The 24,749-nt window shown below is 71.7% G+C and carries 21 protein-coding genes; 14 read left to right on the top strand and 7 right to left on the bottom strand.

Annotated features, from left to right (window positions below):
- Positions 1–295 precede the first annotated feature (295 nt).
- The 9 genes from OG361_RS32410 (at position 296) to pssA (ending at position 11,206) form a co-directional block, all read left to right on the top strand.
- Positions 296–2,077 (top strand): 3-hydroxyacyl-CoA dehydrogenase family protein, encoded by a 1,782-nt coding sequence (locus tag OG361_RS32410; protein ID WP_405859189.1) that lies wholly within the window; start codon positions 296–298, stop codon positions 2,075–2,077.
- A gap of 115 nt (positions 2,078–2,192) precedes the next feature.
- Positions 2,193–3,011 carry a TetR family transcriptional regulator gene (locus OG361_RS32405; RefSeq protein WP_405859187.1) on the top strand — a complete coding sequence of 273 codons (819 nt, stop codon included), beginning with the start codon at positions 2,193–2,195 and terminating at the stop codon, positions 3,009–3,011.
- Between the two features lie 421 nt (positions 3,012–3,432).
- Positions 3,433–4,770, top strand: coding sequence for a crotonyl-CoA carboxylase/reductase (gene ccrA, locus OG361_RS32400; RefSeq protein WP_376407771.1), 1,338 nt, complete (start codon positions 3,433–3,435; stop codon positions 4,768–4,770).
- A gap of 14 nt (positions 4,771–4,784) precedes the next feature.
- Positions 4,785–6,821 (top strand): protein meaA, encoded by a 2,037-nt coding sequence (locus OG361_RS32395; protein WP_405859185.1) that lies wholly within the window; start codon positions 4,785–4,787, stop codon positions 6,819–6,821.
- Entirely contained in the window at positions 6,818–7,783 is a 966-nt protein-coding gene (locus OG361_RS32390; RefSeq protein WP_376407775.1) for an HpcH/HpaI aldolase/citrate lyase family protein, read from the top strand. The genes OG361_RS32395 and OG361_RS32390 overlap by 4 nt, the downstream gene beginning before the upstream one ends.
- A 5-nt stretch (positions 7,784–7,788) precedes the next feature.
- Entirely contained in the window at positions 7,789–8,313 is a 525-nt protein-coding gene (locus OG361_RS32385) for a MaoC family dehydratase (RefSeq protein WP_030320137.1), read from the top strand.
- 2 nt (positions 8,314–8,315) lie between these two features.
- Positions 8,316–9,521 (top strand): acyl-CoA dehydrogenase family protein, encoded by a 1,206-nt coding sequence (locus tag OG361_RS32380; protein WP_384561139.1) that lies wholly within the window; start codon positions 8,316–8,318, stop codon positions 9,519–9,521.
- 169 nt (positions 9,522–9,690) lie between these two features.
- Positions 9,691–10,347: a phosphatidylserine decarboxylase gene (locus OG361_RS32375; RefSeq protein WP_405859182.1), complete on the top strand. Its 657-nt coding sequence runs from the start codon at positions 9,691–9,693 to the stop codon at positions 10,345–10,347.
- On the top strand, positions 10,340–11,206 hold the full coding sequence (gene pssA / locus OG361_RS32370) for a CDP-diacylglycerol--serine O-phosphatidyltransferase (RefSeq protein ID WP_384561509.1): 867 nt from the start codon (positions 10,340–10,342) through the stop codon (positions 11,204–11,206). Before OG361_RS32375 ends, pssA begins: the two co-directional genes overlap by 8 nt.
- Before the next feature lie 81 nt (positions 11,207–11,287).
- Here pssA and OG361_RS32365 read toward each other — a convergent pair whose 3' ends face one another.
- Positions 11,288–12,379: a GNAT family N-acetyltransferase gene (locus OG361_RS32365; protein WP_405859180.1), complete on the bottom strand. Its 1,092-nt coding sequence runs from the start codon at positions 12,377–12,379 to the stop codon at positions 11,288–11,290.
- A gap of 58 nt (positions 12,380–12,437) precedes the next feature.
- Between OG361_RS32365 and OG361_RS32360 the strand changes: the two genes are divergently transcribed.
- Positions 12,438–13,289, top strand: coding sequence for an NAD-dependent epimerase/dehydratase family protein (locus OG361_RS32360; RefSeq protein ID WP_405859178.1), 852 nt, complete (start codon positions 12,438–12,440; stop codon positions 13,287–13,289).
- Here the strand turns inward: OG361_RS32360 and OG361_RS32355 are convergent.
- The 5 genes from OG361_RS32355 to OG361_RS32335 all read right to left on the bottom strand — a co-directional run bounded on the left by OG361_RS32355 (position 13,277) and on the right by OG361_RS32335 (position 18,323).
- Positions 13,277–14,542, bottom strand: coding sequence for an ABC transporter substrate-binding protein (locus OG361_RS32355; RefSeq protein WP_405859176.1), 1,266 nt, complete (start codon positions 14,540–14,542; stop codon positions 13,277–13,279). The genes OG361_RS32360 and OG361_RS32355 overlap by 13 nt on opposite strands.
- Positions 14,539–15,645, bottom strand: coding sequence for a branched-chain amino acid ABC transporter permease (locus tag OG361_RS32350; RefSeq protein WP_405862565.1), 1,107 nt, complete (start codon positions 15,643–15,645; stop codon positions 14,539–14,541). The genes OG361_RS32355 and OG361_RS32350 overlap by 4 nt, the downstream gene beginning before the upstream one ends.
- 127 nt (positions 15,646–15,772) lie before the next feature.
- The gene (locus tag OG361_RS32345) at positions 15,773–16,663 is read right to left on the bottom strand and encodes a branched-chain amino acid ABC transporter permease (RefSeq protein ID WP_384561149.1); all 891 of its coding nucleotides are present in this window, start codon (positions 16,661–16,663) and stop codon (positions 15,773–15,775) included.
- A complete protein-coding gene (locus OG361_RS32340) occupies positions 16,660–17,508 on the bottom strand; it encodes an ABC transporter ATP-binding protein (RefSeq protein WP_405859174.1) in 849 nt (282 codons plus the stop codon). The genes OG361_RS32345 and OG361_RS32340 overlap by 4 nt, the downstream gene beginning before the upstream one ends.
- Positions 17,505–18,323: an ABC transporter ATP-binding protein gene (locus OG361_RS32335; RefSeq protein WP_405859172.1), complete on the bottom strand. Its 819-nt coding sequence runs from the start codon at positions 18,321–18,323 to the stop codon at positions 17,505–17,507. The genes OG361_RS32340 and OG361_RS32335 overlap by 4 nt, the downstream gene beginning before the upstream one ends.
- Before the next feature lie 195 nt (positions 18,324–18,518).
- Here OG361_RS32335 and OG361_RS32330 point away from each other — a divergent pair, with 195 nt between their 5' ends.
- Positions 18,519–19,718 (top strand): PucR family transcriptional regulator, encoded by a 1,200-nt coding sequence (locus OG361_RS32330; RefSeq protein WP_405859170.1) that lies wholly within the window; start codon positions 18,519–18,521, stop codon positions 19,716–19,718.
- Positions 19,719–20,083: 365 nt separating this feature from the next.
- On the opposite strand, the gene OG361_RS32325 is transcribed toward OG361_RS32330, so the two are convergent.
- On the bottom strand, positions 20,084–21,235 hold the full coding sequence (locus OG361_RS32325) for a glycerate kinase (RefSeq protein WP_405859168.1): 1,152 nt from the start codon (positions 21,233–21,235) through the stop codon (positions 20,084–20,086).
- Between the two features lie 112 nt (positions 21,236–21,347).
- Here OG361_RS32325 and OG361_RS32320 point away from each other — a divergent pair, with 112 nt between their 5' ends.
- From OG361_RS32320 to OG361_RS32310, 3 genes are read left to right on the top strand one after another with little or no spacing between them, the layout of a single operon-like run.
- The gene (locus tag OG361_RS32320) at positions 21,348–23,027 is read left to right on the top strand and encodes a BCCT family transporter (protein WP_405859166.1); all 1,680 of its coding nucleotides are present in this window, start codon (positions 21,348–21,350) and stop codon (positions 23,025–23,027) included.
- A 6-nt stretch (positions 23,028–23,033) separates the two neighbouring features.
- Positions 23,034–24,221 carry an ADP-ribosylglycohydrolase family protein gene (locus OG361_RS32315; RefSeq protein ID WP_405859164.1) on the top strand — a complete coding sequence of 396 codons (1,188 nt, stop codon included), beginning with the start codon at positions 23,034–23,036 and terminating at the stop codon, positions 24,219–24,221.
- Entirely contained in the window at positions 24,218–24,712 is a 495-nt protein-coding gene (locus OG361_RS32310) for an NUDIX domain-containing protein (protein ID WP_405859162.1), read from the top strand. Before OG361_RS32315 ends, OG361_RS32310 begins: the two co-directional genes overlap by 4 nt.
- Positions 24,713–24,749: the final 37 nt, after the last annotated feature.

Genomic DNA, 24,749 nt, shown 5'->3' with positions numbered 1-24,749 from the left:
CCCGGGACTGGCGCGCTCGTTACCGGCCGGTTAGTCTCAGGTGAGCGGGTAACCCCCGCACTCACAACGGCCTGGTGACGCAGCCGTAGTGAGCGTTTCGTCGGTTCGGCAGTTTCGATGTGACTCCGGGACAGAGTCCGTCGCCCCATTTCCAGGGCATCGCCCTTCTCAGGGCATCCCCCGACTTCCAGGGCATCGCCCGCCTTCCCGGGCATCGCCCTCGTTTCATTCCCGCGCCCTTTCTTTCGCGCGCGCACTGCCCTCAGTCGTCACTCTTCCTCCCTGGAGTCCCCTGATGGACACCCCTCTCTCCACCATCGCCGTCGTCGGCCTCGGCACCATGGGCACCGGCATCGCCGACGTCCTCACCCGGGCCGGCCGCGAGGTCATCGGCATCGACATCAGCGACACCGCCGCCGCCCGGGCCGTCGCCGCCCTGGAGGCCTCCACCGCCCGCGCCGTGGCCCGGGAGCGGATCACCGAGGAGGAGCGGCAGGACGTCCTGGCCCGCTTCCGCACCTTCTCCGACCTCCAGGCGGCCGCCGAGGCCGACCTCGTCATCGAGGTCGTGCCGGAGTCGTACGAGGCGAAGCAGGAGGTCCTCCGGGCGCTCGACGGAATCGTCCGCACCGACGCGATCCTCGCCACCGGCACGAACGCGCTCTCCGTCACCCGGCTCGCCGCCGACTCGGCCCACCCGGAGCGGGTGCTCGGCCTGCACTTCTTCGCCCCGGTGCAGGCGATGAAGCTGGTCGAGGTGGTCTCCTCCGTGCTGACCGACCCGCGGGCCGTCGACGCCGTCACCCGGCTCGCCGAGGAGCTCGGCAAGGAGCCGGTGGCGGTCGGCGACCGGGCGGGCTTCATCGCGGACGGGCTGCTCTTCGGCTACCTGAACCAGGCCGCCGCCATGTACGAGGCCAAGTACGCCTCCCGCGAGGACATCGACGCGGCGATGAGGCTGGGCTGCGGCCTGCCGATGGGCCCGCTGGCCCTGCTCGACCTGATCGGCGTCGACACGGCCCGTACGGTCCTGGAGGCCATGTACGCCTCCTCGCACGACCGTCTGCACGCCCCCGCGCCGATCCTCAAGCAGCTCAGCGAGGCCGGTCTGACCGGCCGCAAGTCGGGCCGCGGCTTCTACACGTACGAGGCGCCCGGCTCCGCCGAGGTCGTGCGGGACGCGCTCACCCCGCTCGGCGCCGCGGCCGACGCCGCCGGCCGCGAGGTCCGCTCGGTCGGCGTCGCCGGCTCGGGCACCATGGCCTCCGGCATCGCCGAGGTCTTCGCGAAGGCCGGGTACGAGGTCGTCCTCGCGGCCCGCTCGCAGGAGAAGGCGGACACCGCCAAGGCCCGGATCGCCAAGTCCCTGGCCCGCTCCGTCGACAAGGGCCGGATGACGGGCGAGGCGCGTGACACGACGCTGGCCCTGATCACCGCGGCGGGCACGCTCGACGCCTTCGCCGAGGTCGACCTGGCGGTCGAGGCGGTCGCCGAGGACCTGGAGATCAAGCAGGAGCTGTTCGCGCGGCTCGACAAGATCTGCAAGCCGGGCGCGGTGCTCGCCACCACCACCTCCTCGCTGCCGGTCGTGGCCTGCGCCCGCGCCACCACTCGCCCGCAGGACGTCATCGGGATGCACTTCTTCAACCCGGCGCCGGCGATGAAGCTGGTCGAGATCGTCCGTACGGTCCTGACGGCGGACGACGTCCACGCCACCGTCCGCGAGGTCACCACGAAGATCCGCAAGCACCCGGTGGACTGCGGCGACCGGGCCGGCTTCATCGTGAACGCGCTGCTCTTCCCGTACCTGAACAACGCGATCAAGATGGTCCAGGAGCACTACGCGACCCTCGACGACATCGACGCCGCCATGAAGCTGGGCGGCGGCTACCCGATGGGCCCGTTCGAGCTGCTGGACGTGGTCGGCCTGGACGTCTCGCTCGCGATCGAGCAGGTGCTGCACCGCGAGTTCCGCGACCCGGGCCTCGCCCCCGCCCCGCTCCTGGAGCACCTGGTGGCGGCCGGCTGCCTCGGCCGCAAGACGGGACGCGGCTTCCGCGAATATGCCCGCCGCTGAGCCGGGCACCACGGGCTGGGGCGGCCTGCTGAGCTCCCCGGGCGCCTCCGGTGCCCCGGGGGGCTCCCCGCCCCCACCTGGGCACACTTCCACTCCGATGCAGTACGTTCGGACCATGCCCAAGGCCGCGAAGACACCCCGTGCCACGTCCCCGTCCGACGCTCCGGAGAGCGCGGCGGGCACCCGTGCCGCCGCTCAGCGGCTCAAGATGCGCCGGGAGCTCGCGACGGCGGCGATGGAGCTCTTCGCGACCAAGGGGTACGAGGCGACCACGGTCGACGAGATCGCCGCCACGGCCGGGGTCGCCCGGCGGACCTTCTTCCGCCATTTCCGGTCCAAGGAAGAGGCGATCTTCCCGGACCACGACGACACCCTGGTGCGGGCGGAGGCGGTGCTGAACGCCGCTCCGCCGCACGAGCACCCGCTGGACACCGTGTGCCGGGGCATCAAGGAAGTCATGAAGATGTACGCGGGCTCGCCCGCCGTCTCCGTGGAGCGCTACCGGCTGACCCGTGAGGTGCCGACCCTCCGGGAGCGCGAGATCGCCTCGGTGGCCCGCTACGAGCGGCTGTTCACCCGCTATCTTCTCGGCCACTTCGACGAGCGCGACCACCACGACGGCAACGACGACCCGCTGCTGGCGGAGGTGGCCGCCTCCGCGGTCGTCACCGCGCACAACCACGTGCTGCGCCGCTGGCTGCGGGCGGGCGGCGAGGGCGACGTGGAGACCCAGCTCGACCACGCCTTCGCGATCGTCCGGGAGACCTTCGGCAGCGGCATAGGCGCGGGCCGGCCGGCCCCGTCCCCGCAGACCGAGCAGGTTCCGGTGGCCAGGGCCTCCACGACCGGCGACGTGGTGGTCGCCGTGGCCCGTACGGACGCTCCTCTCGACGAGGTCATGCGCACCATCCAGCAGGCCCTGCAGAACCCCTGAGGAGCCTCCGAAGCCCTCTGAAGACGCTCCACGAGGACGGCCGCCCCCGGTTTCCGGGGGCGGCCGTCCTCGTATCGTCCCAGTTCAGGGCAGTTTTCGATCGATCATCGCTCATCCGTGACGGGCAGATTGCATCTGAGTGAAATTGTTGGCACGCAGTGCCTTGTGCGGTGACACGGCGTGCCATACGTTGATTGTGTCCGGGCGGTCGGCGAGCAGAGATCACCTCGTTCGCCGGCTGTCCCCACAAGCCACCGGCTCGTGTGCCCGGACGCCTGCGTCACAGGCACCCTCGCGCCCACCCGCGCCGCGCCACCGCACCACCCGAGCCGAACCGACGGCACACCTCCACAGCAACAGCACTCCCCGCCGTAACCCTCAGGCGTCCCTCCCTCAGGACGCTCACCGCCGGAGGCAACCCGTGAAGGAAATCCTGGCCGCGATCCAGTCGCAGGACGCCACGTCCGCCGACTTCGCGAACATCCCGCTCCCCGAGTCGTACCGGGGCATCACCGTCCACAAGGACGAGGCCGAGATGTTCGCCGGACTCGCCAGCCGCGACAAGGACCCGCGCAAGTCGCTGCACCTCGACGACGTGGCCCTGCCCGAGCTCGGCCCGGGCGAGGCCCTGGTCGCCGTCATGGCCAGCTCGGTCAACTACAACTCGGTCTGGACCTCGATCTTCGAGCCGGTGTCGACCTTCGGCTTCCTGGAGCGCTACGGCCGCCTCAGCGACCTCAGCAAGCGCCACGACCTGCCGTACCACGTCATCGGCTCCGACCTCGCGGGCGTCGTGCTGCGCACCGGCCCCGGCGTGAACTCGTGGAAGCCCGGCGACGAGGTCGTCGCGCACTGCCTCTCGGTCGAGCTGGAGTCCTCGGACGGCCACAACGACACGATGCTCGACCCCGAGCAGCGCATCTGGGGCTTCGAGACCAACTTCGGCGGGCTGGCGGAGATCGCCCTCGTCAAGTCGAACCAGCTGATGCCGAAGCCCGGCCACCTGAGCTGGGAGGAGGCGGCCTCCCCCGGCCTCGTCAACTCCACCGCCTACCGCCAGCTGGTCTCCCGCAACGGCGCCGGCATGAAGCAGGGCGACAACGTCCTCATCTGGGGCGCGAGCGGCGGCCTCGGCTCGTACGCCACGCAGTTCGCCCTGGCCGGCGGCGCCAACCCGATCTGTGTCGTCTCCTCCCCGGAGAAGGCCGACATCTGCCGCGCGATGGGCGCCGAGGCGGTCATCGACCGCAACGCCGAGGGCTACAAGTTCTGGAAGGACGAGCACACCCAGGACCCGAAGGAGTGGAAGCGCTTCGGCAAGCGCATCCGCGAGCTCACCGGCGGCGAGGACATCGACATCGTCTTCGAGCACCCGGGCCGCGAGACCTTCGGCGCCTCCGTGTACGTCACGCGCAAGGGCGGCACCATCACGACCTGCGCTTCCACCTCGGGCTACATGCACGAGTACGACAACCGCTACCTGTGGATGTCGCTGAAGCGGATCATCGGCTCGCACTTCGCCAACTACCGCGAGGCGTGGGAGGCGAACCGCCTGATCGCCAAGGGCAAGATCCACCCGACCCTGTCGAAGGTCTACTCCCTGGAGGAGACCGGCCAGGCCGCCTACGACGTCCACCGCAACCTGCACCAGGGCAAGGTCGGCGTCCTCGCGCTCGCGCCGCAGGAGGGCCTGGGCGTCAGCAACCCCGAGCTGCGTGAGAAGCACATCGACGCCATCAACCGCTTCCGCAACATCTGACACCGGGACCATAGATGACTGAGCGCCAGAAGGACCGGCCGTGGCTCATGCGGACCTACGCCGGTCACTCGACCGCCGAGGCGTCCAACGAGCTGTACCGGCGCAACCTCGCCAAGGGTCAGACCGGCCTCTCGGTCGCGTTCGACCTGCCGACGCAGACGGGCTACGACCCCGACCACATCCTCGCCCGCGGCGAGGTCGGCCGGGTCGGCGTCCCCGTCTCGCACCTCGGTGACATGCGGCGGCTGTTCCAGGACATCCCCCTGGAGCAGATGAACACCTCGATGACCATCAACGCCACGGCGATGTGGCTCCTGGCGCTCTACCAGGTGGCCGCCGAGGAGCAGGGTGCGGACATCACCCAGCTCCAGGGCACCACCCAGAACGACATCGTGAAGGAGTACCTGTCGCGCGGGACGCACGTCTTCCCGCCCGGCCCCTCGCTCCGCCTCACGACGGACATGATCTGCTACACGGTCAACAACATCCCGAAGTGGAACCCGATCAACATCTGCAGCTACCACCTGCAGGAGGCGGGGGCCACTCCGGTCCAGGAGATCTCGTACGCGATGGCCACCGCGATCGCGGTGCTCGACTCGGTCCGCGACTCCGGCCAGATCCCCGAGGACCGGTTCGGCGACGTCGTCGCCCGCATCTCCTTCTTCGTGAACGCGGGCGTCCGCTTCATCGAGGAGATGTGCAAGATGCGCGCCTTCGGCCGCATCTGGGACAAGATCACCCGTGAGCGGTACGGCATCGAGAACGAGAAGCAGCGCCGGTTCCGCTACGGCGTGCAGGTCAACTCGCTCGGTCTGACCGAGGCCCAGCCGGAGAACAACGTCCAGCGGATCGTCCTGGAGATGCTGGCCGTCACCCTCTCCAAGGACGCCCGCGCGCGGGCCGTGCAGCTCCCCGCCTGGAACGAGGCGCTCGGTCTGCCGCGGCCCTGGGACCAGCAGTGGTCGCTCCGCATCCAGCAGGTGCTCGCCCACGAGTCCGACCTGCTGGAGTACGAGGACATCTTCGCCGGCTCGCACGTGATCGAGGCCAAGGTCGAGTCGCTCGTCGAGGAGTGCCTGGCCGAGATCGAGCGGATCCAGGAGATGGGCGGCGCGATGGCCGCCGTCGAGTCCGGCTACCTCAAGTCCCAGCTCGTCTCCTCGCACGCCGAGCGGCGCGCCCGGATCGAGGCCGGCGACGAGAAGATCATCGGCGTCAACATCTTCCAGTCGACCGAGGAGAACCCCCTCACGGCCGACCTCGACACCGCGATCATGACGGTCGACCCGGCGGTCGAGGCGCGGGTGGTCGGCTCGCTGAAGACCTGGCGGGACAACCGCTACCAGCCGCCGTTCAACCACCCGCGCCCCTGCAAGGCCCTCGAACGCCTCAAGGAGGCCGCCAAGGGCACCGGCAACCTCATGGAGGCCACCCTCGAGTGCGCCCGCGCCGGGGTCACGACCGGCGAGTGGACCGGGGCCCTGCGCGAGGTCTTCGGCGAGTTCCGGGCGCCCACGGGCGTCTCCTCCGCCCCGGTCGCGGTGACGGCCGAGGAGGGCACCCCGCTGGCCGCCGTACGGGACAAGGTGGCGCGGACCGCCGACGAGCTCGGCGCCGGGCGGCTCCGGCTGCTCGTGGGCAAGCCGGGCCTGGACGGGCACTCCAACGGGGCCGAGCAGATCGCCGTACGCGCGCGTGACGCCGGTTTCGAGGTGGTCTACCAGGGCATCCGGCTGACCCCCGAGCAGATCGTCAACGCGGCCCTCGCCGAGGACGTGCACTGCGTGGGCCTGTCGATCCTCTCCGGCTCGCACGCCGAGCTGGTCCCGGACGTCCTCGACCGCCTCCGCGAGGCGGGCGCGACCGATGTGCCGGTCATCGTCGGCGGGATCATCCCGAACGCCGACGCCGCAGATCTGAAGCGCGCGGGCGTGGCCGCCGTCTTCACACCGAAGGACTTCGGTATCACGGAGATCATCGGCCGTATCGTCGACGAGATCCGCAAAGCCCACAAGCTCAGCCCCCTTGAAAGTACGGAGGTCCCCGCATGACCAGCCCCGTGAACCGCCTGCGTCCGCGCCGCTCCTGCCTCGCGGTCCCCGGCTCCAACCCGCGGTTCCTGGAGAAGGCCCAGGGCCTCGCCGCGGACCAGGTCTTCCTCGACCTGGAGGACGCGTGCGCGCCGCTGGCCAAGCCCGAGGCGCGGCACACCATCGTGAAGTTCCTCAACGAGGGCGACTGGACGGGCAAGACCCGGGTCGTGCGCGTCAACGACTGGACGACCCACTGGACGTACCGGGACGTCGTCACGGTCGTCGAGGGCGCCGGCCAGAACCTCGACTGCATCATGCTGCCGAAGGTCCAGGACGCCCAGCAGATCGTCGCGCTCGACCTGCTGCTCACCCAGATCGAGAAGACGATGGGCTTCGAGGTCGGCAAGATCGGCATCGAGGCGCAGATCGAGAACGCCCAGGGCCTCACCAACGTCAACGCGATCGCGCAGGCCTCCCAGCGCGTCGAGACGATCATCTTCGGCCCGGCCGACTTCATGGCCTCCATCAACATGAAGTCGCTGGTCGTGGGCGAGCAGCCGCCCGGCTACCCGGCGGACGCCTACCACCACATCCTGATGAGCATCCTGATGGCCGCCCGCGCCAACAACCTGCAGGCCATCGACGGCCCCTACCTCCAGATCCGCAACCCGGAGGGCTACAAGGCGGTCGCGCAGCGCGCCGCCGCCCTGGGCTTCGACGGCAAGTGGGTGCTGCACCCGGACCAGGTCGCCGCCGCGAACGAGATCTTCTCGCCCGCGCAGGAGGACTTCGACCACGCCGAGCTGATCCTCGACGCGTACGACTACTACACGTCCGAGGCCGGCGGGAAGAAGGGCTCCGCGATGCTCGGCGACGAGATGATCGACGAGGCCTCCCGCAAGATGGCCCTGGTCATCTCCGGCAAGGGCCGCGCCGCCGGTATGCAGCGCACCACCAAGTTCGAGATCCCGGAGGCCTGAGCCCGATGCAGTTCGGCCGTACCTATGAAGAGTTCGAAGTCGGTGCCGTCTACAAGCACTGGCCCGGAAAGACGGTCACCGAGTACGACGACCATCTCTTCTGTCTGCTGACGATGAACCACCATCCGCTGCACATGGATGTGAATTACGCCGAGAACACGACGGACTTCGGAAAGAACGTCGTCGTCGGCAACTACATCTACTCGCTGCTGCTCGGCATGTCCGTGCCGGACGTCTCCGGCAAGGCCATCGCCAACCTGGAGATCGAGTCGCTGCGGCACGTGGCGCCGACCTTCCACGGCGACACCATCTACGGCGAGACGACGGTCCTCGACAAGACCCCGTCGAAGTCGAAGAACGACCGCGGAATCGTCTACGTCGAGACCAAGGGCTACAAGCAGGACGGCACCCTCGTGTGCGTCTTCCGCCGCAAGGTCATGGTGCCCACCGAGACGTACATCAAGGAGCGCGGCGGCGAGCAGCCCGGCCGCCCCGAGCTGATCGAGCCCGCCAAGAAGACGGAGAAGTAGCCATGGCCCGACTCGCCCAGACCGCCGGGCTCACGGACGTCCAGCAGGAGATCCTCAAGACCGTCCGGGAGTTCGTCGACAAGGAGATCATCCCGGTCGCCACCGAGCTGGAGCACCGCGACGAGTACCCCCAGCAGATCGTCGACGGGCTCAAGGAGCTCGGCCTCTTCGGTCTGATGATCCCCGAGGAGTACGGGGGCCTGGGCGAGTCGCTGCTCACCTACGCGCTGTGCGTGGAGGAGATCGCCCGCGGCTGGATGTCGGTCTCCGGCATCATCAACACGCACTTCATCGTCGCGTACATGCTGAAGCAGCACGGCACCCAGGAGCAGAAGGAGTACTTCCTTCCGCGGATGGCGGCCGGCGAGACACGCGGCGCTTTCTCGATGTCGGAGCCGGCCCTCGGCTCGGACGTGTCCGCCATCACGTCCAAGGCGGTCAAGGACGGCGACGAGTACGTCCTCAACGGCCAGAAGATGTGGCTGACGAACGGCGGCACGTCAACGCTGGTCGCCGTTCTCGTCCGAAGTGACGAAGGACACCCGGAGGGCACGGCCCCCCACAAGTCGATGACGACCTTCCTCGTCGAGAAGGAGCCCGGCTTCGGAGAGGTCCGCCCGGGCCTCACCATTCCCGGGAAGATCGACAAGATGGGTTACAAGGGCGTCGACACGACCGAACTCATCATGGACGGACTGCGCATTCCGGCCAATCGGGTCCTCGGCGGCACCACGGGCCGAGGGTTTTACCAAATGATGGACGGCGTGGAGGTCGGCCGCGTGAACGTGGCGGCCCGTGGCTGCGGCGTCGCTCAGCGTGCTTTCGAACTGGGTGTCTCGTATGCCCAGCAACGTCACACTTTCGGCAAGCCGATCGCCCAGCACCAGGCGATTCAGTTCAAGCTTGCCGAGATGGCTACCAAGGTCGAGGCTGCTCATGCCATGATGGTGAACGCAGCACGCAAAAAGGACTCCGGGGAACGAAACGACCTCGAAGCAGGGATGGCGAAGTACCTCGCCTCCGAATACTGCAAGGAGGTCGTGGAGGACGCCTTCCGCATTCACGGCGGATACGGGTTCTCGAAGGAGTACGAGATCGAGCGTCTCTACCGTGAGGCGCCGATGCTGCTCATCGGTGAAGGTACCGCCGAGATCCAGAAAATGATCATTGGTCGTCGGCTGCTCGAGGAGTACCGATTCCAGGGTTGATTGTGGCTTTTGAGTCGGTTCGGCCGCGAAGAAGATCACACCCTGTGTTCGTCTTCCGGCCGTCGACTCGGTTCCTGGCTTGCCCAGTTGCGCCCCGCAACCGATAGCATCGCCGGAAAGCCGCCGTCCCCCGTTGCCAGTGCGGCATCATCCGCTACGAAGGTCATCCATGCCCCACAGCCAAACCTCTGCACACCGCGACAGCCTCACGGGCGTACGCCTCGCGCGCGGAGCCTCGCCGTGGCTTCTGCCGACCGTCGCCACCGCGGCGCTCTCCCTCTTGCGCGCGCGCAATTCGAAGCGTGCCGCGGCCATCGCCGTGCCGACCACCGCGCTCGCGGCCGGCATGCTGTGGTTCTTCCGCGACCCCGAGCGCGAGATCGCGCAGGGCCGGGTCATCTCCCCCGCCGACGGCGTGGTGCAGAGCATCATGCCGTGGAAGGACGGGCGCACCCGGGTCGCCATCTTCATGAGCCCGCTGAACGTCCACGTCAACCGCGCGCCGCTGTCCGGCACGGTGACGTCCGTGGAGCACATCCCCGGCGGTTTCGTCCCGGCGTTCAACAAGGAGAGCGAGAACAACGAGCGCGTTGTCTGGCACTTCGACACCGAGCTCGGCGACATCGAGATGGTGCAGATCGCGGGAGCCGTCGCACGGCGCATCGTGCCGTACATCCCGCAGGGGACGAAGGTCGAGCAGGGTGACCGGATCGGTCTGATCCGCTTCGGCTCGCGGGTCGACATCTACCTCCCGGAGGGTGTCGAGGTCGCCGTCGAGGTCGGCCAGGCCACGACCGCGGGGGTGACTCGCATTGACCGTGATTGATCCCGACACACGGGCTGCCGAATGGGTTGCCGACAGTGAGGCGGAGTCGGCCGAAGAGGCCGAGGAGATGCCGCTGTCGTTGAGGTTGTCCATAGCGGACGCCCTCACGCTCGGTAACGCCACGTGTGGCTTCATGGCGGTCTACTTCACGACGACCGGCATTCTCATCCCGCACCTCACCGGCAGCACCGAGACCGGCATGGCGCGCAACAGCGCCGCCACCGCCGTGATCCTGATGCTGTGCGCGGCGATCTTCGACCTCTTCGACGGCATCGTGGCGCGCAAGCTCCGCAGCTCGCCGATGGGTGCCGAGCTCGACAACCTGTCGGACCTGATCAGCTTCGGTCTTGCCCCGGCCTACTTCGTGCTCGTGTACGGGATGGTCGCGGACGACGCGCAGCAGAAGGTCTCGGCCGTGGCCGCGATCGTGGTGCTGCTCGCGGTGGTGCTGAGGCTCGCGAGATTCTCGTGCGTGACGATGAAGGACGGCATGTTCCAGGGCATGCCGAGCCCCTTCGGCGCGCTGACGGTCGTCTCGATCGTGCTCCTCGAGCTGCCGTTCATCCCGACGCTGCTCGCGATCATCGGTGTCGCGTGGCTGATGGTGAGCCGGGTCGAGTACCCCAAGCCGCGGGGTGTCCTCGCGGTGGCGATGCTCGCCTGGATCGTGGGGGCGATGGGCATGCTGGCGGCCTGGGCCTTCGACGCTCCCGGCGGGGCGTTCCTGCTCCAGACCGGCTGCGCGCTCCAGGTGGTGATGGGCGCCGTGATCCCCCTCTTCGCGACGGCCCGCCGGGTGAACACCTTCCGCGGCAACCGGCGTGAGAGCCGGGAGGCTCGTGCGGCACAGCTGCCGTAGCGGAACAAGCGATACGAGAAGGGCCCCGGGAGGCGATACGCCTCCCGGGGCCCTTTCGCTTGCCCTGCCGGGCGCCCCGGGTCAACCGAGGCGCTTGTAGTACAGCGTGGTGGGGCGGAGGGTGCCGGCCGGGTCGGCGGCGAAGTCCGGGATCGTCCCGGCGGCCGTCCAGCCCGCACCCCGGTAGAGGCGCTCGGCCGGGGAGTCGGTCTGGGTGTCCAGGACGAGCAGGCGGAGACCGGTGGCGGCGGCGTGCGCCTCGGCCGCGGCGAGCAGGCGGCGCCCGAGGCCCCGGCCCCGGGCGGAGCTGTGCACGAGGAGCCGGGCGATCTCGCCGCGGTGGCGCCCGTTGGCCGTGCCGCTGCGGACGAGGGTGACGACGCCGGTGAGGCCGCCGTCCGGGGCGTGGGCCACCCAGACGTCGCGTACGCCCGCCGCGGCCTCCTCGGCGACACCCGACCACCAGGCGGCCGCCTCGGCCGCCTCCAGGGGTGCCAGAAAACCGACGGAGGCCCCGCCGTCCACGGCGTCGACGAGGAGCTCGGCGAGTCCGCCGGGGGCGTGGGCGCGTACGGCGTCGGGGGTGAGGCGCTCGACGGTGTCAGAGGTGAGTCGCTCGACGGCGTCGGAGGTGCGGTGCTCGTCGGTGTCGGGGGTGAGGCGCTCGACAGGGGTGTGGCCCTCGTCGGTGTCGAGCGGCCGCTCCAGGCAGAGGAGGTCCGGCCGCTCGTCCCAGGAGTCGACGGTCTCGAAGCCGAGGCCCCGGTAGAGGGCGAGCGGCTCGCCCCGCCAGGACCAGACCGTGAGGCGCACGGCGGGCGCTCCCGAGGCGGCGGCCCGGCGCAGCGCCTCGGTCATGAGGGCCTTGGCGAGGCCCTTGCGGCGGGCCTCGGGTGCCACCCAGAGCCGCTTGATCTCGGGTGCTCCGCCCGCACGGGGCGCCTTGAGGACGACGCAGCCCGAGGGGGTGTCGTCGCCGGGCGCGGTGGCGAGCAGGACGGTGTCGGCGGCGAAGGCGGCGGCCGGGTCCTCGGCCTCGCCGCGGTATACGTCCGGCAGCTCGGCGACCGTCTCCACGGCCGTCCCCTTCTCGGCCTGGTTGACGAAGTGGTAGGCGGCCAGCAGGTCACGGAGGTGCGGGTGGGAGCGGTTCTCCTCGATGCGTGCAGTCATGGGCCCGAGCTTCACACCGCGATGTTTCGGGGATGTGAAGATCCACTAGGCTCGGCCCATGCGTGTTCTGGTCGCCGGCGCCACGGGCGCCGTGGGTCGTCAGCTCGTCCCCCGCCTCGAAGCGGCGGGCCACGCGGTCGTGGGCATCTCCCGGTGCGGGCCGTGCCCCGTGGACGTCCTGGACGCCGGGGCGGTGCGCCGGGCGGTGGCCGAGGCCGCGCCGGACGCGGTGGTGCACCAGCTCACGGACCTGGGCGGGGCGGACGGGGCCGCGAACAACCGGGTGCGGGTCGAGGGCACCCGGAACCTGGTGGACGCGGCGCGCGCGGCCGGGGTCGGCCGGATCGTCGCGCAGTCGATCGCCTGGGCGTACGCCCCCGGGGACGCGCCCGCCGACGAGTCCGTACCGCTCGACGCGACGGAGGAGCTGCCCCGGGCCCGGATCGTCGCCGGGGTCCGCGCCCTGGAGTCCGCGGTGGCTGAGCTCCCGGAGGCCGTCGTCCTGCGGTACGGGATCCTCTACGGGCCCGGCACCTGGTACGCGCCGGGGGGCGCGGTGGCCGCCGCGCTAGCGGGGGAGCCGGGGGCCCGGTTCCCCGGGAGCACGGCGGCCGACGCTTCGGTGAGCTCCTTCGTGCACGTCGCCGATGCCGCCGAGGCGGCCGTACGGGCCCTGGCGTGGCCCCCGGGCGCGTACAACGTGGTGGACGACGAGCCCGCGCCCGGCCACGACTGGCTGCCGGTCCTGGCGGGGGCCCTGGGCGTCCCGGCCCCGGAGCGGAGCGGGGGCCGGGCGCCCTGGGCCCGGGGCGCGGTGAACGCCAGGGCCCGTGAGCTGGGCTGGGCCCCGGCCCGCCCGTCCTGGCGGACGGGCTTCGCGGACCAGGGCGTGGTGGGTTACGGCGTGTAGGACTTCGCGGCCTCCGCGACGAACGGCTGCCGGACCGTGCGCATGCCGCCGGGGACCGACTTGTCCGGCTGGATGATGACGGACTCGCGGGACGACGGCGCCTTCGGGTCGCCGAGGTCGTGGGTCATGCCGAAGCCGGCGTCGTGGGCCTTCATGCTCAGGAGCGCCTTGTCGACGCCCTCACGGCTGAGGTCCTTGTCCGCGCAGGCCTTCTTCAGGGCCTCGCCGAAGACGCTCGCCGCGGTCCAGCCGGCGACGATGCCGTTGTCGAGGCTGTCGCCCGGGTAGGCGGCCTGGTAGTCCGCGACGAGCTTCTTCGCGGTCGGGGTGTCCGCGCCGATGGGCAGGCTCGGGGAGGCGAACCAGTACATCTTCTCCAGGGCGGGCCCGGCCTGGGTGCCGAGGAGCTGCGGGGCGAAGGCCGAGTTGTTGCCGACGACGGGGACGCGCAGGCCGGTGGCGGCGGCGACGCCGACGAGGGAGGCGGCCTGGCGGGGGCCCGCGCTGATGACGACGGCCTTGACCCCGGCCTGCTTGAGGGCCGCGACCTGCGCCGACATGTCGTTGTCGGTGGGCTTGATCTTCTGCTCGACGACGGTCAGGCCGGCCTTGCCCGCGGCGTACTTCGAGCCCTTCAGCGCGTTCTCGCCGTAGTCGCCCTCGAAGTAGACGTGGCCGAGCTTGTCGCCGGACTTGAGGCCCTTCTCCTTGAGCAGGAAGTCGACGGCGTTGATCGTCTCGACGTCGTAGGTGGCGCCGAGGACGCGGATGTACGGGGAGCCGAGCAGCGAGGCGGACCAGGCCTGCGGCAGCACGAGCCCCTTGTCCTGGCCGTCGACGCGGGGCTTGACGGCGGCGACGAACGGGGAGCCGATGAACTGGGCGTAGCCGACGACCTTCGGCTCCAGCTCCGTGTAGGCGGCGAGCGCCTTCTGCGGGTCGTAGCCGTGGTCGCGGACCGTGAGCTCCAGCTGCCGGCCGCAGATCCCGCCGGCGGCGTTGACCTGCTTCACGTACAGCTGCTGGGCCTGGGTGACGCTCTTGCCGAGGGTGGCGTACACCCCGGTCATGTCGGTGAGGGCGCCCAGCGCGATCGTCTTGTCGGTGACGCCCTCGCCGGTCTTCACCCCGCCCGCGCCGGTCTGCTTGCCGTCGTCGGTCTTCGCCTTGGAGCTGCATCCGGCGGCGGTGAGGGCGACCAGTGCGGCGAGCGCGGCGGCCAGGCCCCGCGCGGCCTGTCTGCGGTGGGTCATCGTGTCTCCCCTGAGGGTTCGGTGGAAGAGGGCTGGGTGGAGGTGGACGTGGGGTCCGCGGGTGGGGGGCTCTTGGGTTTCCCGGCGGCGAGGCGGACCAGGCCGCCGGGCAGGAACAGCACCACCGCCACGACGGCGGCGCCGTAGAGGTAGCGCGAGGCCTCCCCCGGGGCGATCCCGCCCGTCCCCGGGGCGGAGACCAGGGGCAGCGCGTCGCTGTAGCGGGTGAGGAGCTGCGGCAGGAGGGAGACGAAGACGCCTCCGGCCACCGCGCCGGCGACCGAGCCGAGACCGCCGATGACGATCATGGCCAGGTATTCGAGGGAGAGCGCCATGCCGAAGTACTCCGGCACGGTGCGCTGGAAGACCAGGGCGAGCAGGACGCCCGCCAGACCCGCGTACATGGAGGACAGGACGAAGACGGCGGCGCGGTAGCGGGCCACGGGGATGCCCATGACTCCGGCGGCGATCCGGTGGTCCCGGATGGCGTTCATGGCGCGTCCCGGGCGGCCCCTGAGGACTCCCCTGGCGAAGAGCACCCCGCCGAGGAGCAGGATCAGACCGAGGTACCAGAGCTTCTCGACGGCGCCGAACGGCACCTGGGCGACGAGGAGTTCGGTGTCGTCGAAGGTGAGGCCGAAGAGGCTGAGCGGGGGGACCGCGCGGCCGTTGTAGCCGCCGGTGAGGTCGTGTGCGTTGAAGAGCACGTGCTGCCCGATGAAGATCAGCGCGAGGGTGGCGATGCCGAGGTACGCGCCGCGCAGCCGGCCGGCGATGGGGCTGAACACCCCGCCGGCCAGGCCCGATAGAGCCACCGCGAGGACGGCGGCGAGCCAGCCGGGCAGGCCGAGGCCGGCGAGTCCGTCCGTGCCGTCGCCGGCGAAGAGGCAGTAGCCGTAGGCGCCGACGGCGAGGAAGAAGGCGTGCCCCATGGAGAGCTGGCCGGTGGCGCCGGTCAGCAGGTTGATGCCGAGGGCGCCGAGGGCCGCGGCCATGGCGAACAGTCCCGCCTGGAGCCAGAAGCGGTCCAGGTAGAACGGGAGGGCGGCGAGGAGGAGGCCGGCGGCGGCGGCCCACGCGTACAGCCCGGTACGGATCCGGATACCGGCGCGGACGCGGGTCCCGGACGCGGTCCCGGCGGCGGTCCCGGACGCGGTCGCCGAAGCGGTCCGGGAAGCGGTCGTGGAGGCGGTCGTGGAACCGGTCTCGGAACCGGTCTCGGAAGCGGTCTCAGACACGGGCGAGCTCCTTCGTGCCGAAGAGTCCGGCCGGGCGGATCAGCAGCACCGCGACCATGACGAGGTACGGGGCGAGGTCCCCGATGCCCCGGCCGAGGAAGGCCAGGTCGCTCTGGTAGCCGGTGGCGAGGGACTCGGTGATGCCGACGAGCAGTCCGCCGACGAGGGCGCCCGTGGTCGAGTCGAGGCCGCCGAGGATGGCGGCGGGGAAGGCCTTGAGGGCGGCGAGCGAGGTGGCCCGTTCCAGACCGGGGGTCGGGAAGACGGTGAGGAAGAGCGCGGCGACGGCGGCGAGTCCGCCGGCCACCGCCCAGGCCCCGAGCGAGACCCGGCCGAGCCGGATGCCCATGAGGGCGGCGGTCTCCTGGTTCTCGGCGGCGGCCCGCATCGCGACGCCCCACGAGGTGTACCGGAAGGCCAGCAGGAAGGCGGTGATGAGGAGGGCCGCGGCGAGCAGGGCGGCGATCCTGGTCTGGGCGATGGTGACCGGGCCGACGGTGAGGACCGCGTCGCCCCAGGGGTCGCCGAGGGCCAGGATGTCGGTACCGATCCGGCGGGTCAGCTCGGTGGCGAGCAGGATGTCGACGCCGATGGTGACGATCGCGAGGACGCTGTGGTCGGCGCCGCGGTGGCGGCGCATCACGAAGAACTCGACGGCGGCGCCGACCACGGCGGCGCCCGCGATCCCGGCGAGCAGGGCGGGCCAGAAGCCGATCTCGTCGTGGAGCACGGCGGTGACGTAGCCGCCGGCCAGGAGGAGCGAGGCATGGGCGAAGTTGACGACCTCGGTGGCGCGGAAGATGACCACGAATCCGAGGGCGATGAGGGCGTAGATCGAGCCCAGTGAGACGCCGTTGATCAGGAATTCGGCGAAGGTGCTCACGCAGCGGTCTCCTCTCCGAGGTAGGCGCGGACGACCGCCGGGTCGTTCTGGACGTCGCCGGGGGCTCCGTCGGCGATGCGGCGGCCGAAGTCGAGGACGGTGACGGAGTCGGCGAGCCGCATCACCAGGCCCATGTCGTGCTCGACGAGGAGGACCGAGATGCCGAGGCTGTCGCGGACGCCCGCGATGACCGAGGCGGTACGGCGCCGCTCGTCGGCGGTCATCCCGGCGACGGGCTCGTCGAGGAGCAGGAGCTTCGGCTCCATGCAGAGGGCCCTGGCGAGTTCGGCGAGCTTCTGCTGCCCGTACGGGAGGGAGCCCGCGGGCCGCGCGAGCTGCCCCTCCAGGCCGACGAAGGCGGCGATCTCCCGGACCCTGGCCCGGTGGCGGGCCTCCTCGCGGGCGGCGGAGGGGAGCCGGAGCCCGGCGGCGAGGAAGCCGGTGCGGGTGAGCCGGTGGCGGCCGAGCATCAGGCTGTCCTCGACGGTGGCGCGGGGCGGCAGGGCCAGGTTCTGGAAGATCCGGCCGACGCCGAGGTCCGCGATCCGGTGCGGGGGAAGGGTGGTCAGGTCGTGCGGGCCGAGGCGGACGGAGCCCTCGGTGGCCCGGTAGACACCGGAGAGCACGTTGAAACAGGTGGACTTTCCGGCGCCGTTGGGGCCGATGAGGGCGTGGACGGTCCCTGGCCGGACGGTGAAGCCGACGCCGTCGAGGGCGGTGAGCCCGGCGAACCGGACGGTCAGCTCCTCGACGACGAGGGCGGGGACGTCGGGGACGTCCGCGGCTTTCGGAGCGGCCGGGGTGGCCGGGGAGGGCGCGGGGGCGTCCGTCGGTGCGTCGGTCATCGGGTCTCCTCCCAGCGGGACAGGACCGGGTGCGCGGACCGGGCGCGGTCCACGTCGGCCGCGGCGTCCTCGTCGACCACGCCCAGGTAGCGGCGGCGCACCTCGTCGGAGGCGGCGAGTTCGGCGGCCGGGCCGGAGAGGGTGACCTCGCCGACCTCCAGGACGTACGCGCGGGAGGCGAGCCGCAGCGCGAGCGCCGCGTTCTGCTCGACGAGCAGCACCGCCGTTCCCTGGGCGTTGATCTCGCGGACGGCGTCCGCGATCCGGGCGGCCATCAGCGGGGCGAGCCCGAGGGAGGGCTCGTCGAGGAGGAGCAGGCCCGGCGCGGCCATCAGGGCGCGGCCGACGGCGAGCATCTGCTGTTCGCCGCCGGAGAGCAGCCCGGCCTGCTGGCGGGCGCGGTCGGCCAGGACCGGGAAGAGCTCGTGGACCCGGCGGAGGGCGGCGGCCTTCGCGGCCCGGTCGCCGCGCCGGCCGAGGGCGCCGGCGCGCAGGTTGTCCTCGACCGTCATCCGGGCGAAGACCTGGCGGCCCTCCGGCACCTGGGAGACGCCCGCGGCGACGACCCGGTCCGGCGGGAGCCCGTCGAGCGGCCGGCCGTCGCGGCTCACCGTGCCGGAGACCACGGACCCGCCGTGGAACCGCAGAGTGCGCGAGACGGCCCGCAGCAGGGTCGACTTGCCGGCGCCGTTGCCGCCCAGGACGGTGACGACGGCGCCCGCCGGTACGGTCAGCGACACCTGGCGCAGCGCGCGCACCGGTCCGTATCCCGCCGTGAGGTCCTTGACCTCGAGGGCGGGTGCGGTTCCTCCCATGGATCCCCTTCCCCGGCCGTCTTTGTTACTCGGCCGTTCAGTGGCGCTCACCCCAACACCGCGCCGGACCGTCCGTCCACGTCCCGCGGCCGAATCGCTGCCGGTGACCAGCGGGGACGGCGGTGGGCTGTGCATGCGCACAACGCTGCGCGTCAGGGGTGTGCCGAGGGGCCCGGCGCGGTGGATCCTCCGGGCATGGGACGGCGTAGACGGCGGACCGGTGACGACTGGAAGGTGCTCGCCGAGGCGTGCACGGCACTTCTGGAGCGGGTGCCGGAGTTGGTGGACGAGCACCTGAGGGAGCTGCACTCGTACGAGCCCGCCTACGGGCGGATCCTGCCGTACGACCAGCACTGGCAGGAGGCCCAGGAGGCGATGCGGATCGGGATCGAGATGATCTCGGCGCCCCGGAACTCGCCCCGGCGGGACCTGCAGCACGCGGAGGAGATGGGCCGGCGGCGGGCCGCGCAGGGGATGCCGCTGGAGCTCGTCGTGCACGCGTACCGGCACGCGGGGCACCTCGTCTGGGACGCGCTGATCGAGGGCGCGGGGGCGGACTCGGCGCAGCTGACGGCGCTGATGCAGTCGGCGACGACGGTGTGGTCGGCGGTGGACGCGCAGGCGGACACGGCCTCGGAGGCGTACCGGACGACGGAGGCGGAGCTGCGCCGCCGGACCGACGAACAGCTCCAGGCGCTCCTGGACGCGCTGCTCCAGGGGCAGCGGTCGCCCGAGCTGGTGGCGCGGGCGGCGGCCGGCCTGGACCTGCCGGAGCAGGGGCGGTACGCGGTGGTGGTGCTGCGCTACGACCGGCGGGAGGAGCGGGAGCCGTTCCACCGGCAGGTCCAGGGCGAGGACGTGCGGTTCCTGTGGCGGATGGGCGCGGACTGCGAGATCGGGGTGGTGGCGCTGGCCGGGGAGGCCGGTCTTGACGCGCTGTCGGAGCTCCTCGACGGGCGGTGCCCGGGGCCCGGCGGGATCAGTCCCGTGGTGGTGGGTCTGACCGAGCTGGGCCGGGCGCGGCGGCTCGCGGAGCTGGCCCTGCGCACGTGTCCGCCGGGCAGCCGGCAGATCGTGCGGCTGGACCGCCGGATGGCGGGGGCGCTGGTGGTGGGCCAGCCGGAGATGGCGAGCCTGCTGGTCTCGGACGTCCTGGGCGGGCTGCTCGAACTGGATCCGGCGGACCGGGCGGTTCTCCTGGAGACGCTGGACGTCTGGCTCGACTGCGAGGGCTCGGCGGGGCGGGCGGCGGGGCGCCTGTACTGCCACCGGAACACGGTCTTCAACCGCCTGCGGCGCCTGGAGCAGCTGACCTCGCGGTCGCTGTCCCGGCCGCGGGACCTGACGGAGATGACGCTGGCGCTGGACGCGTTCCGGCTGACGGCGTCGGGGTAGGACGGATCGGGCGGTTCGCGTGGCCGCACCCCGCCCCGTGTGGGCATGCGTCCCGCCGGGGCGGGACGGGTGGGCACACGGGACGGCGCCCTTGCGGCGCCTCCGCCCCCCCCTGCGCCTACCCGCACCCCAGCGCGGCGCACACGGAGTTGCGGGTCCAGGCCCGGAAGCCTAGGCCCGGGAAGGGGCGCCGTCCCGTTGTGCCCACCCGTTCCGCCCCAGCGGAACGACTGCCCACAACGGGGTGGGTGGCGGGCAGGTGTCGGCCCGGCGGAGTGGCTGCTCACCACGGGACGGCGGGTTTCGGCCCGCCCGCCGGAGGTCCGGCGGCGCGGCCGCGAACCGGGTCGCCCGGTGCCCGGGGACTACGTCAGGAAGTCCCGCGCGATGTTCGCGGCCACGTCCTCCAGGAGCGGGCCCGCGTTCGCGATGCACTTCGCCGTGTCGGGCTCGATGGCCGTGAGCGGGTAGGCGCGGCGGATGCCGGCCGTGCCGAGGGCCTCGGGAGGCAGGGCCAGGCGGCCGCAGACCGCGACGACCTCCTTGTCGGCCGCGCGGGCCGCCGCGGCGACGCCGGCGGGGGCCTTGCCGTGGAGGGTCTGCTCGTCGAGGGAGCCCTCGCCGGTGATGACGAGGGTGGCCCGCTCCAGAGCGGGGGCGAAGCCGAGGACGTCCAGCATCAGTTCGATGCCGGGGCGGAAGCTCGCGCCCAGGATGAGGGCGCCGTAGCCGATGCCGCCCGCGCCGCCCGCGCCGGGAGCGAGGGCCGCTTCGGCCGCCTTGGGGCCGATGGCCTTCTCCAGGACGGTGGCGAAGTGGGCGAGGGCCGCGTCCAGGGTCCGGACGTCGTCCGGGGTGGCGCCCTTCTGCGGGCCGTAGACGGCGGGGGCGCCCTTGGGGCCGGTGAGCGGGTTGTCGACGTCGCTGGCGAGGATCAGGTCGACCGAGGCGAAGCGGGTGTCGAGTCCGGTGAGGTCGGCCGTGGCCAGCTCGGCGAGGGCCGCGCCGCCGGGGCCGACGGGCTCGCCCGCCTCGTCGAGGAAGCGGGCGCCGAGCGCGGCGAGCATGCCGGCGCCGCCGTCCGTGGTGGCGCTGCCGCCCACGCCGAAGACGACGGTGGTCGCGCCGGCGTCCAGGGCCGCGCGGAGCAGCTCCCCGGAGCCGTACGTGGTCGCCGTCAGCGGGGCGAAGACCCCGGCCGGGAGGAGCTGGAGGCCCGAGGCCTCCGCCATCTCGACGACCGCGGTGGTGCCGCGCAGCGCGAAGGCCGCGGTGACCTGCTCGCCGAGCGGTCCCGTCACCCGCACCTCGCGGCGCTCGAAGCCGGCCGCGACCGCTGCCGCGACGGTGCCGTCGCCGCCGTCGGCGACGGGCAACGTCTCCACCGTGAGCCCGGGGACGACACGTCGCAGTCCCGCTGTGACCCGCTCCGCGACCTGTACGGCCGTGAGCGAACCCTTGAACTTGTCAGCCGCCACGAGCACGTGAGCGACCTGAGTTGCTGCCCCGTCCGTCACCTTGCATCCCTTGCTTTCGAACGTGCAGTCGCGCCGAGGTCGACCCTATCCGTACCGCCAGACGGCGTGCCACCCCCTGATAAGGCGATATTCCACACCATAGTGGGGTCACATGAGCACGGAACCGACCGAACAGACGCCGCGTGAGCGGTTCGCGCCCGATGGCAAGGTCATCGGGATCGGGGTCGCGGCCGTCGTGGCGGTCGCGGCCTGGGCGACCCTGGGCGAGGACTCCTTCGACAGCGCGTCGTCCACGGCCCTCCGGTGGGTGCTGTCCAATTTCGCCTGGCTCTTCGTGGTCGCCGCGGACACCTTCCTCGTGCTGTGCGTGGTGATCGCCCTGAGCCGCTTCGGCCGGATCAGGCTGGGCGCGGACGACTCGGAGCCCGAGTTCACCAACCTGGCGTGGATCGCGATGATGTTCAGCGCCGGCATGGGCATCGGTCTGATGTTCTACGGGGTCGGGGAGCCGCTCCAGCACTTCCTGAGCCCTCCCCCGGCGAGCGGGGTCCCGGCCGGGAGCGGCGCGGCCGCCCGTACCGCCATGGAGTACTCGTTCTTCCACTGGACGCTCACCCCGTGGGCGATCTACGGCATCGCGGGGCTCGCCCTCGCGTACGCGGGCTTCCGCAAGGGCCGCGGGAACCAGCTGAGCTCGGTCTTCGTGCCGCTGATCGGGGCGCGCCGGGCGGGGTCCTGGCCCGGCAAGGCGATCGACCTGCTCGCGGTGTTCGCGACCGTGTTCGGCACGGCGACGAGTCTGGGGCTCGGCGCCCTCCAGGTGGCCGAGGGGCTGAACCTGACGATGGACGTCGAGAACTCCACGTCCACCCAGCTGATCATCATCGTCTCGCTGTCCGCGGCCTTCGTCCTGTCGGCGTTCTCGGGGCTCCACAAGGGCGTGAAGTGGCTCTCCACCCTGAACATCGTCCTCGCCGGCTGCCTGATGCTCTTCGTCTTCCTCCTCGGCCCGACCGTCTACATCCTGGACACCGTCCCGGCCTCCGTCGGCGGCTATCTGCACCAGCTGCTGCCGATGGCGAGCCGCACGGGCGCCTTCACCGACCGCGACTGGCTGGGCACGTGGACGATCTTCTACTGGGCGTGGTGGCTGTCCTGGGCGCCGTTCGTCGGCACCTTCATCGCCCGGATCTCGCGCGGCCGGACGATCCGCGAGTTCCTGTTGGGCGTGCTGCTCGTGCCGTCCGGTGCGACGGTCGTGTGGTTCTGCGTGATGGGCGGCACGGCGATCCGGCTGCAGTCGACGGGCGAGGCGGACCTGGCGACGACGGTCCAGGACGGGCCGGAGGCCTCGCTGTTCGCGATGCTGGACGCGCTGCCGATCGGCACGGTGACCTCGGTCATCGCGATGATCCTGGTGATGACGTACTTCGTGACGAGCGCGGACTCGGCCTCGCTCGTCATGGGCTCGCTGACGAGCCGGGGCTCGCTCCACCCACCGACCTGGCTCGTGGTGACCTGGGGCGTCCTGATGGCGGCCGTGGCCGCGGGACTGCTCGTGGTGGGCGGGCTGAACTCGCTCCAGACGGCGACGATCCTGGTGGCCCTGCCGTTCGTGATGGTCATGCTGGCGCTGTGCTGGGCGCTCCTGAAGGAGCTGCGGGAGGACCCGGGCGCGGGCCCGGTCCGGCACCACGCCCTGCACGGGCTGGGGGACGCGGTACGGACGCTGGTCGGCGAGGCGATGACCGAGCAGAGCGGCGGCGCCCGCCACCACGGGCTGCGCCGGGCGGCGAAGTCGCGCACCGACACGGAGGAAGAGGAGGGCTGACGCACCATGGGGCGCACACAGGGGGACCCCGGGAACGGGGATCTCACACATAGGGACCTTCCGCGCGAGGAACTCCCGCGCAGGGAACTCCCGCACGAGGAGCTCCCGCAAGGTCAACTCCCGCAGGGTCAACTCCCGCGCGGGGAACTCGCGGACCGGATCCTGGGCGGCTGGACCGGCCGGATCGCCGGGAACATGCTCGGCAAGCCCGTGGAGCGCGGTGACCACTGGACGCGGGAGCACATCGACGCGTATCTGCGGCTGACGGACGCGCTCCCGCTGACCGACTACCTGCCGCCCCCGCCGCCCGGGGCGACCGGCTTCGAGCTGCGGCCGGAGTGGCAGCGGTGCGTGCGCGGCGGGATCGACGGGAGCTGCCGGGACGACGACGTCGACTGGTCGGTCCTCGGGCTGCACCTCCTGGAGACCCGCGGGTTCGCGTTCACGACCGAGCAGCTCGGCGAGGAGTGGCTGCTGCGGCTGCCGTACCTCCAGACGTTCACGGCCGAGCGGATCGCCTACCGCAACCTCGCGAACGGGCTGAGGCCGCCGCTGACGGCGACGTACGACAATCCGTACCAGGAGTGGATCGGCGCGCTGATCCGGGCCGACGTCTACGGCTGGACCTGCCCCGGGGACCCGCGGCGGGCCGCCTCGCTGGCCCGCAGGGACGCGGTCCTCTCGCACACCGGGAACGGCGTGTACGGGGCGATGTGGGCAGCGGCGACGATCGCCGCCGCCTTCACCGCGCCCGATGTCCGGTCCGCCCTGGAGGCGGGCCTGGAGCGGGTCCCGGAGAGCAGCCGGCTCGCCCGCACCGTACGGGGGACGATCGCCCTGTACGAGTCGGGGCTCGACTGGTCCGACACGCTCACCGAACTGGCGGAGCGGACGGCGGGGCTCGGCTGGATCCACACCGTCCCGAACGCGGCCGTGCTCACCGCCGGACTCCTCTACGGCGAGGGCGACTTCACCCGCACGATCGCGCTGACCGTGCGCGGCGGCCTCGACACGGACTCCAACGGGGCGACGGCGGGCTCGGTGGCGGGGGTGATGTGCGGGGCGGCGGCGATCCCGCCGCAGTGGTCGGAGCCGCTGCGGGACCGGGTGCGCAGTGCGGTGTTCGGCTACGACGGGGTAGGGATCACGGAACTGGCCGAGCGGACGCTGCGGCTGGCTACGCTGACGGGATGACCACCACCGAATACGCCACGTACATCGCCGGACTCCCCCGCGTCCTGGTCGGCGCCGCCGCGCTCTTCCGGGACGCCGAGGGCCGGGTCCTGGTCGTGGAGCCCAACTACCGCGAGGGCTGGACGCTGCCCGGCGGCACGGTCGAGTCCGACGGAGGCGAGACACCGCGCCAGGCCGCGCGCCGGGAGACGGCGGAGGAGATCGGCCTGGACGTGGGGCTCGGCCCGCTGCTCGCCGTCGACTGGTCGCACGGCCGGGAACGGCCGCCGATCGTGGCGTACGTCTACGACGGCGGGGTGCTGGCCGAGGAGCGGTTCGCGGAGATCCGGCTCCAGGAGGAGGAGTTGCTCTCCTGGAAGCTGATCGGGCGCGAGGAGGTCCTCGCCCATCTCCCGGGGAGCCTGGGCCTTCGCGTCCTCGCCGCACTGGACGTCCTGGAGGCCGACGGGGGCCCGGTGGAACTGGAGAACGGTCACCCCGCCCGGGGGTGACCGCTCCGCCTTCGCCTGAGGCGACGACGGGCCGCTC

Origin of the sequence: Streptomyces sp. NBC_00090 (assembly GCF_045160815.1) — a bacterium.
In the GTDB taxonomy this organism is placed as follows: domain Bacteria; phylum Actinomycetota; class Actinomycetes; order Streptomycetales; family Streptomycetaceae; genus Streptomyces.
This window is presented reverse-complemented; position numbering and strand designations above follow the sequence as displayed.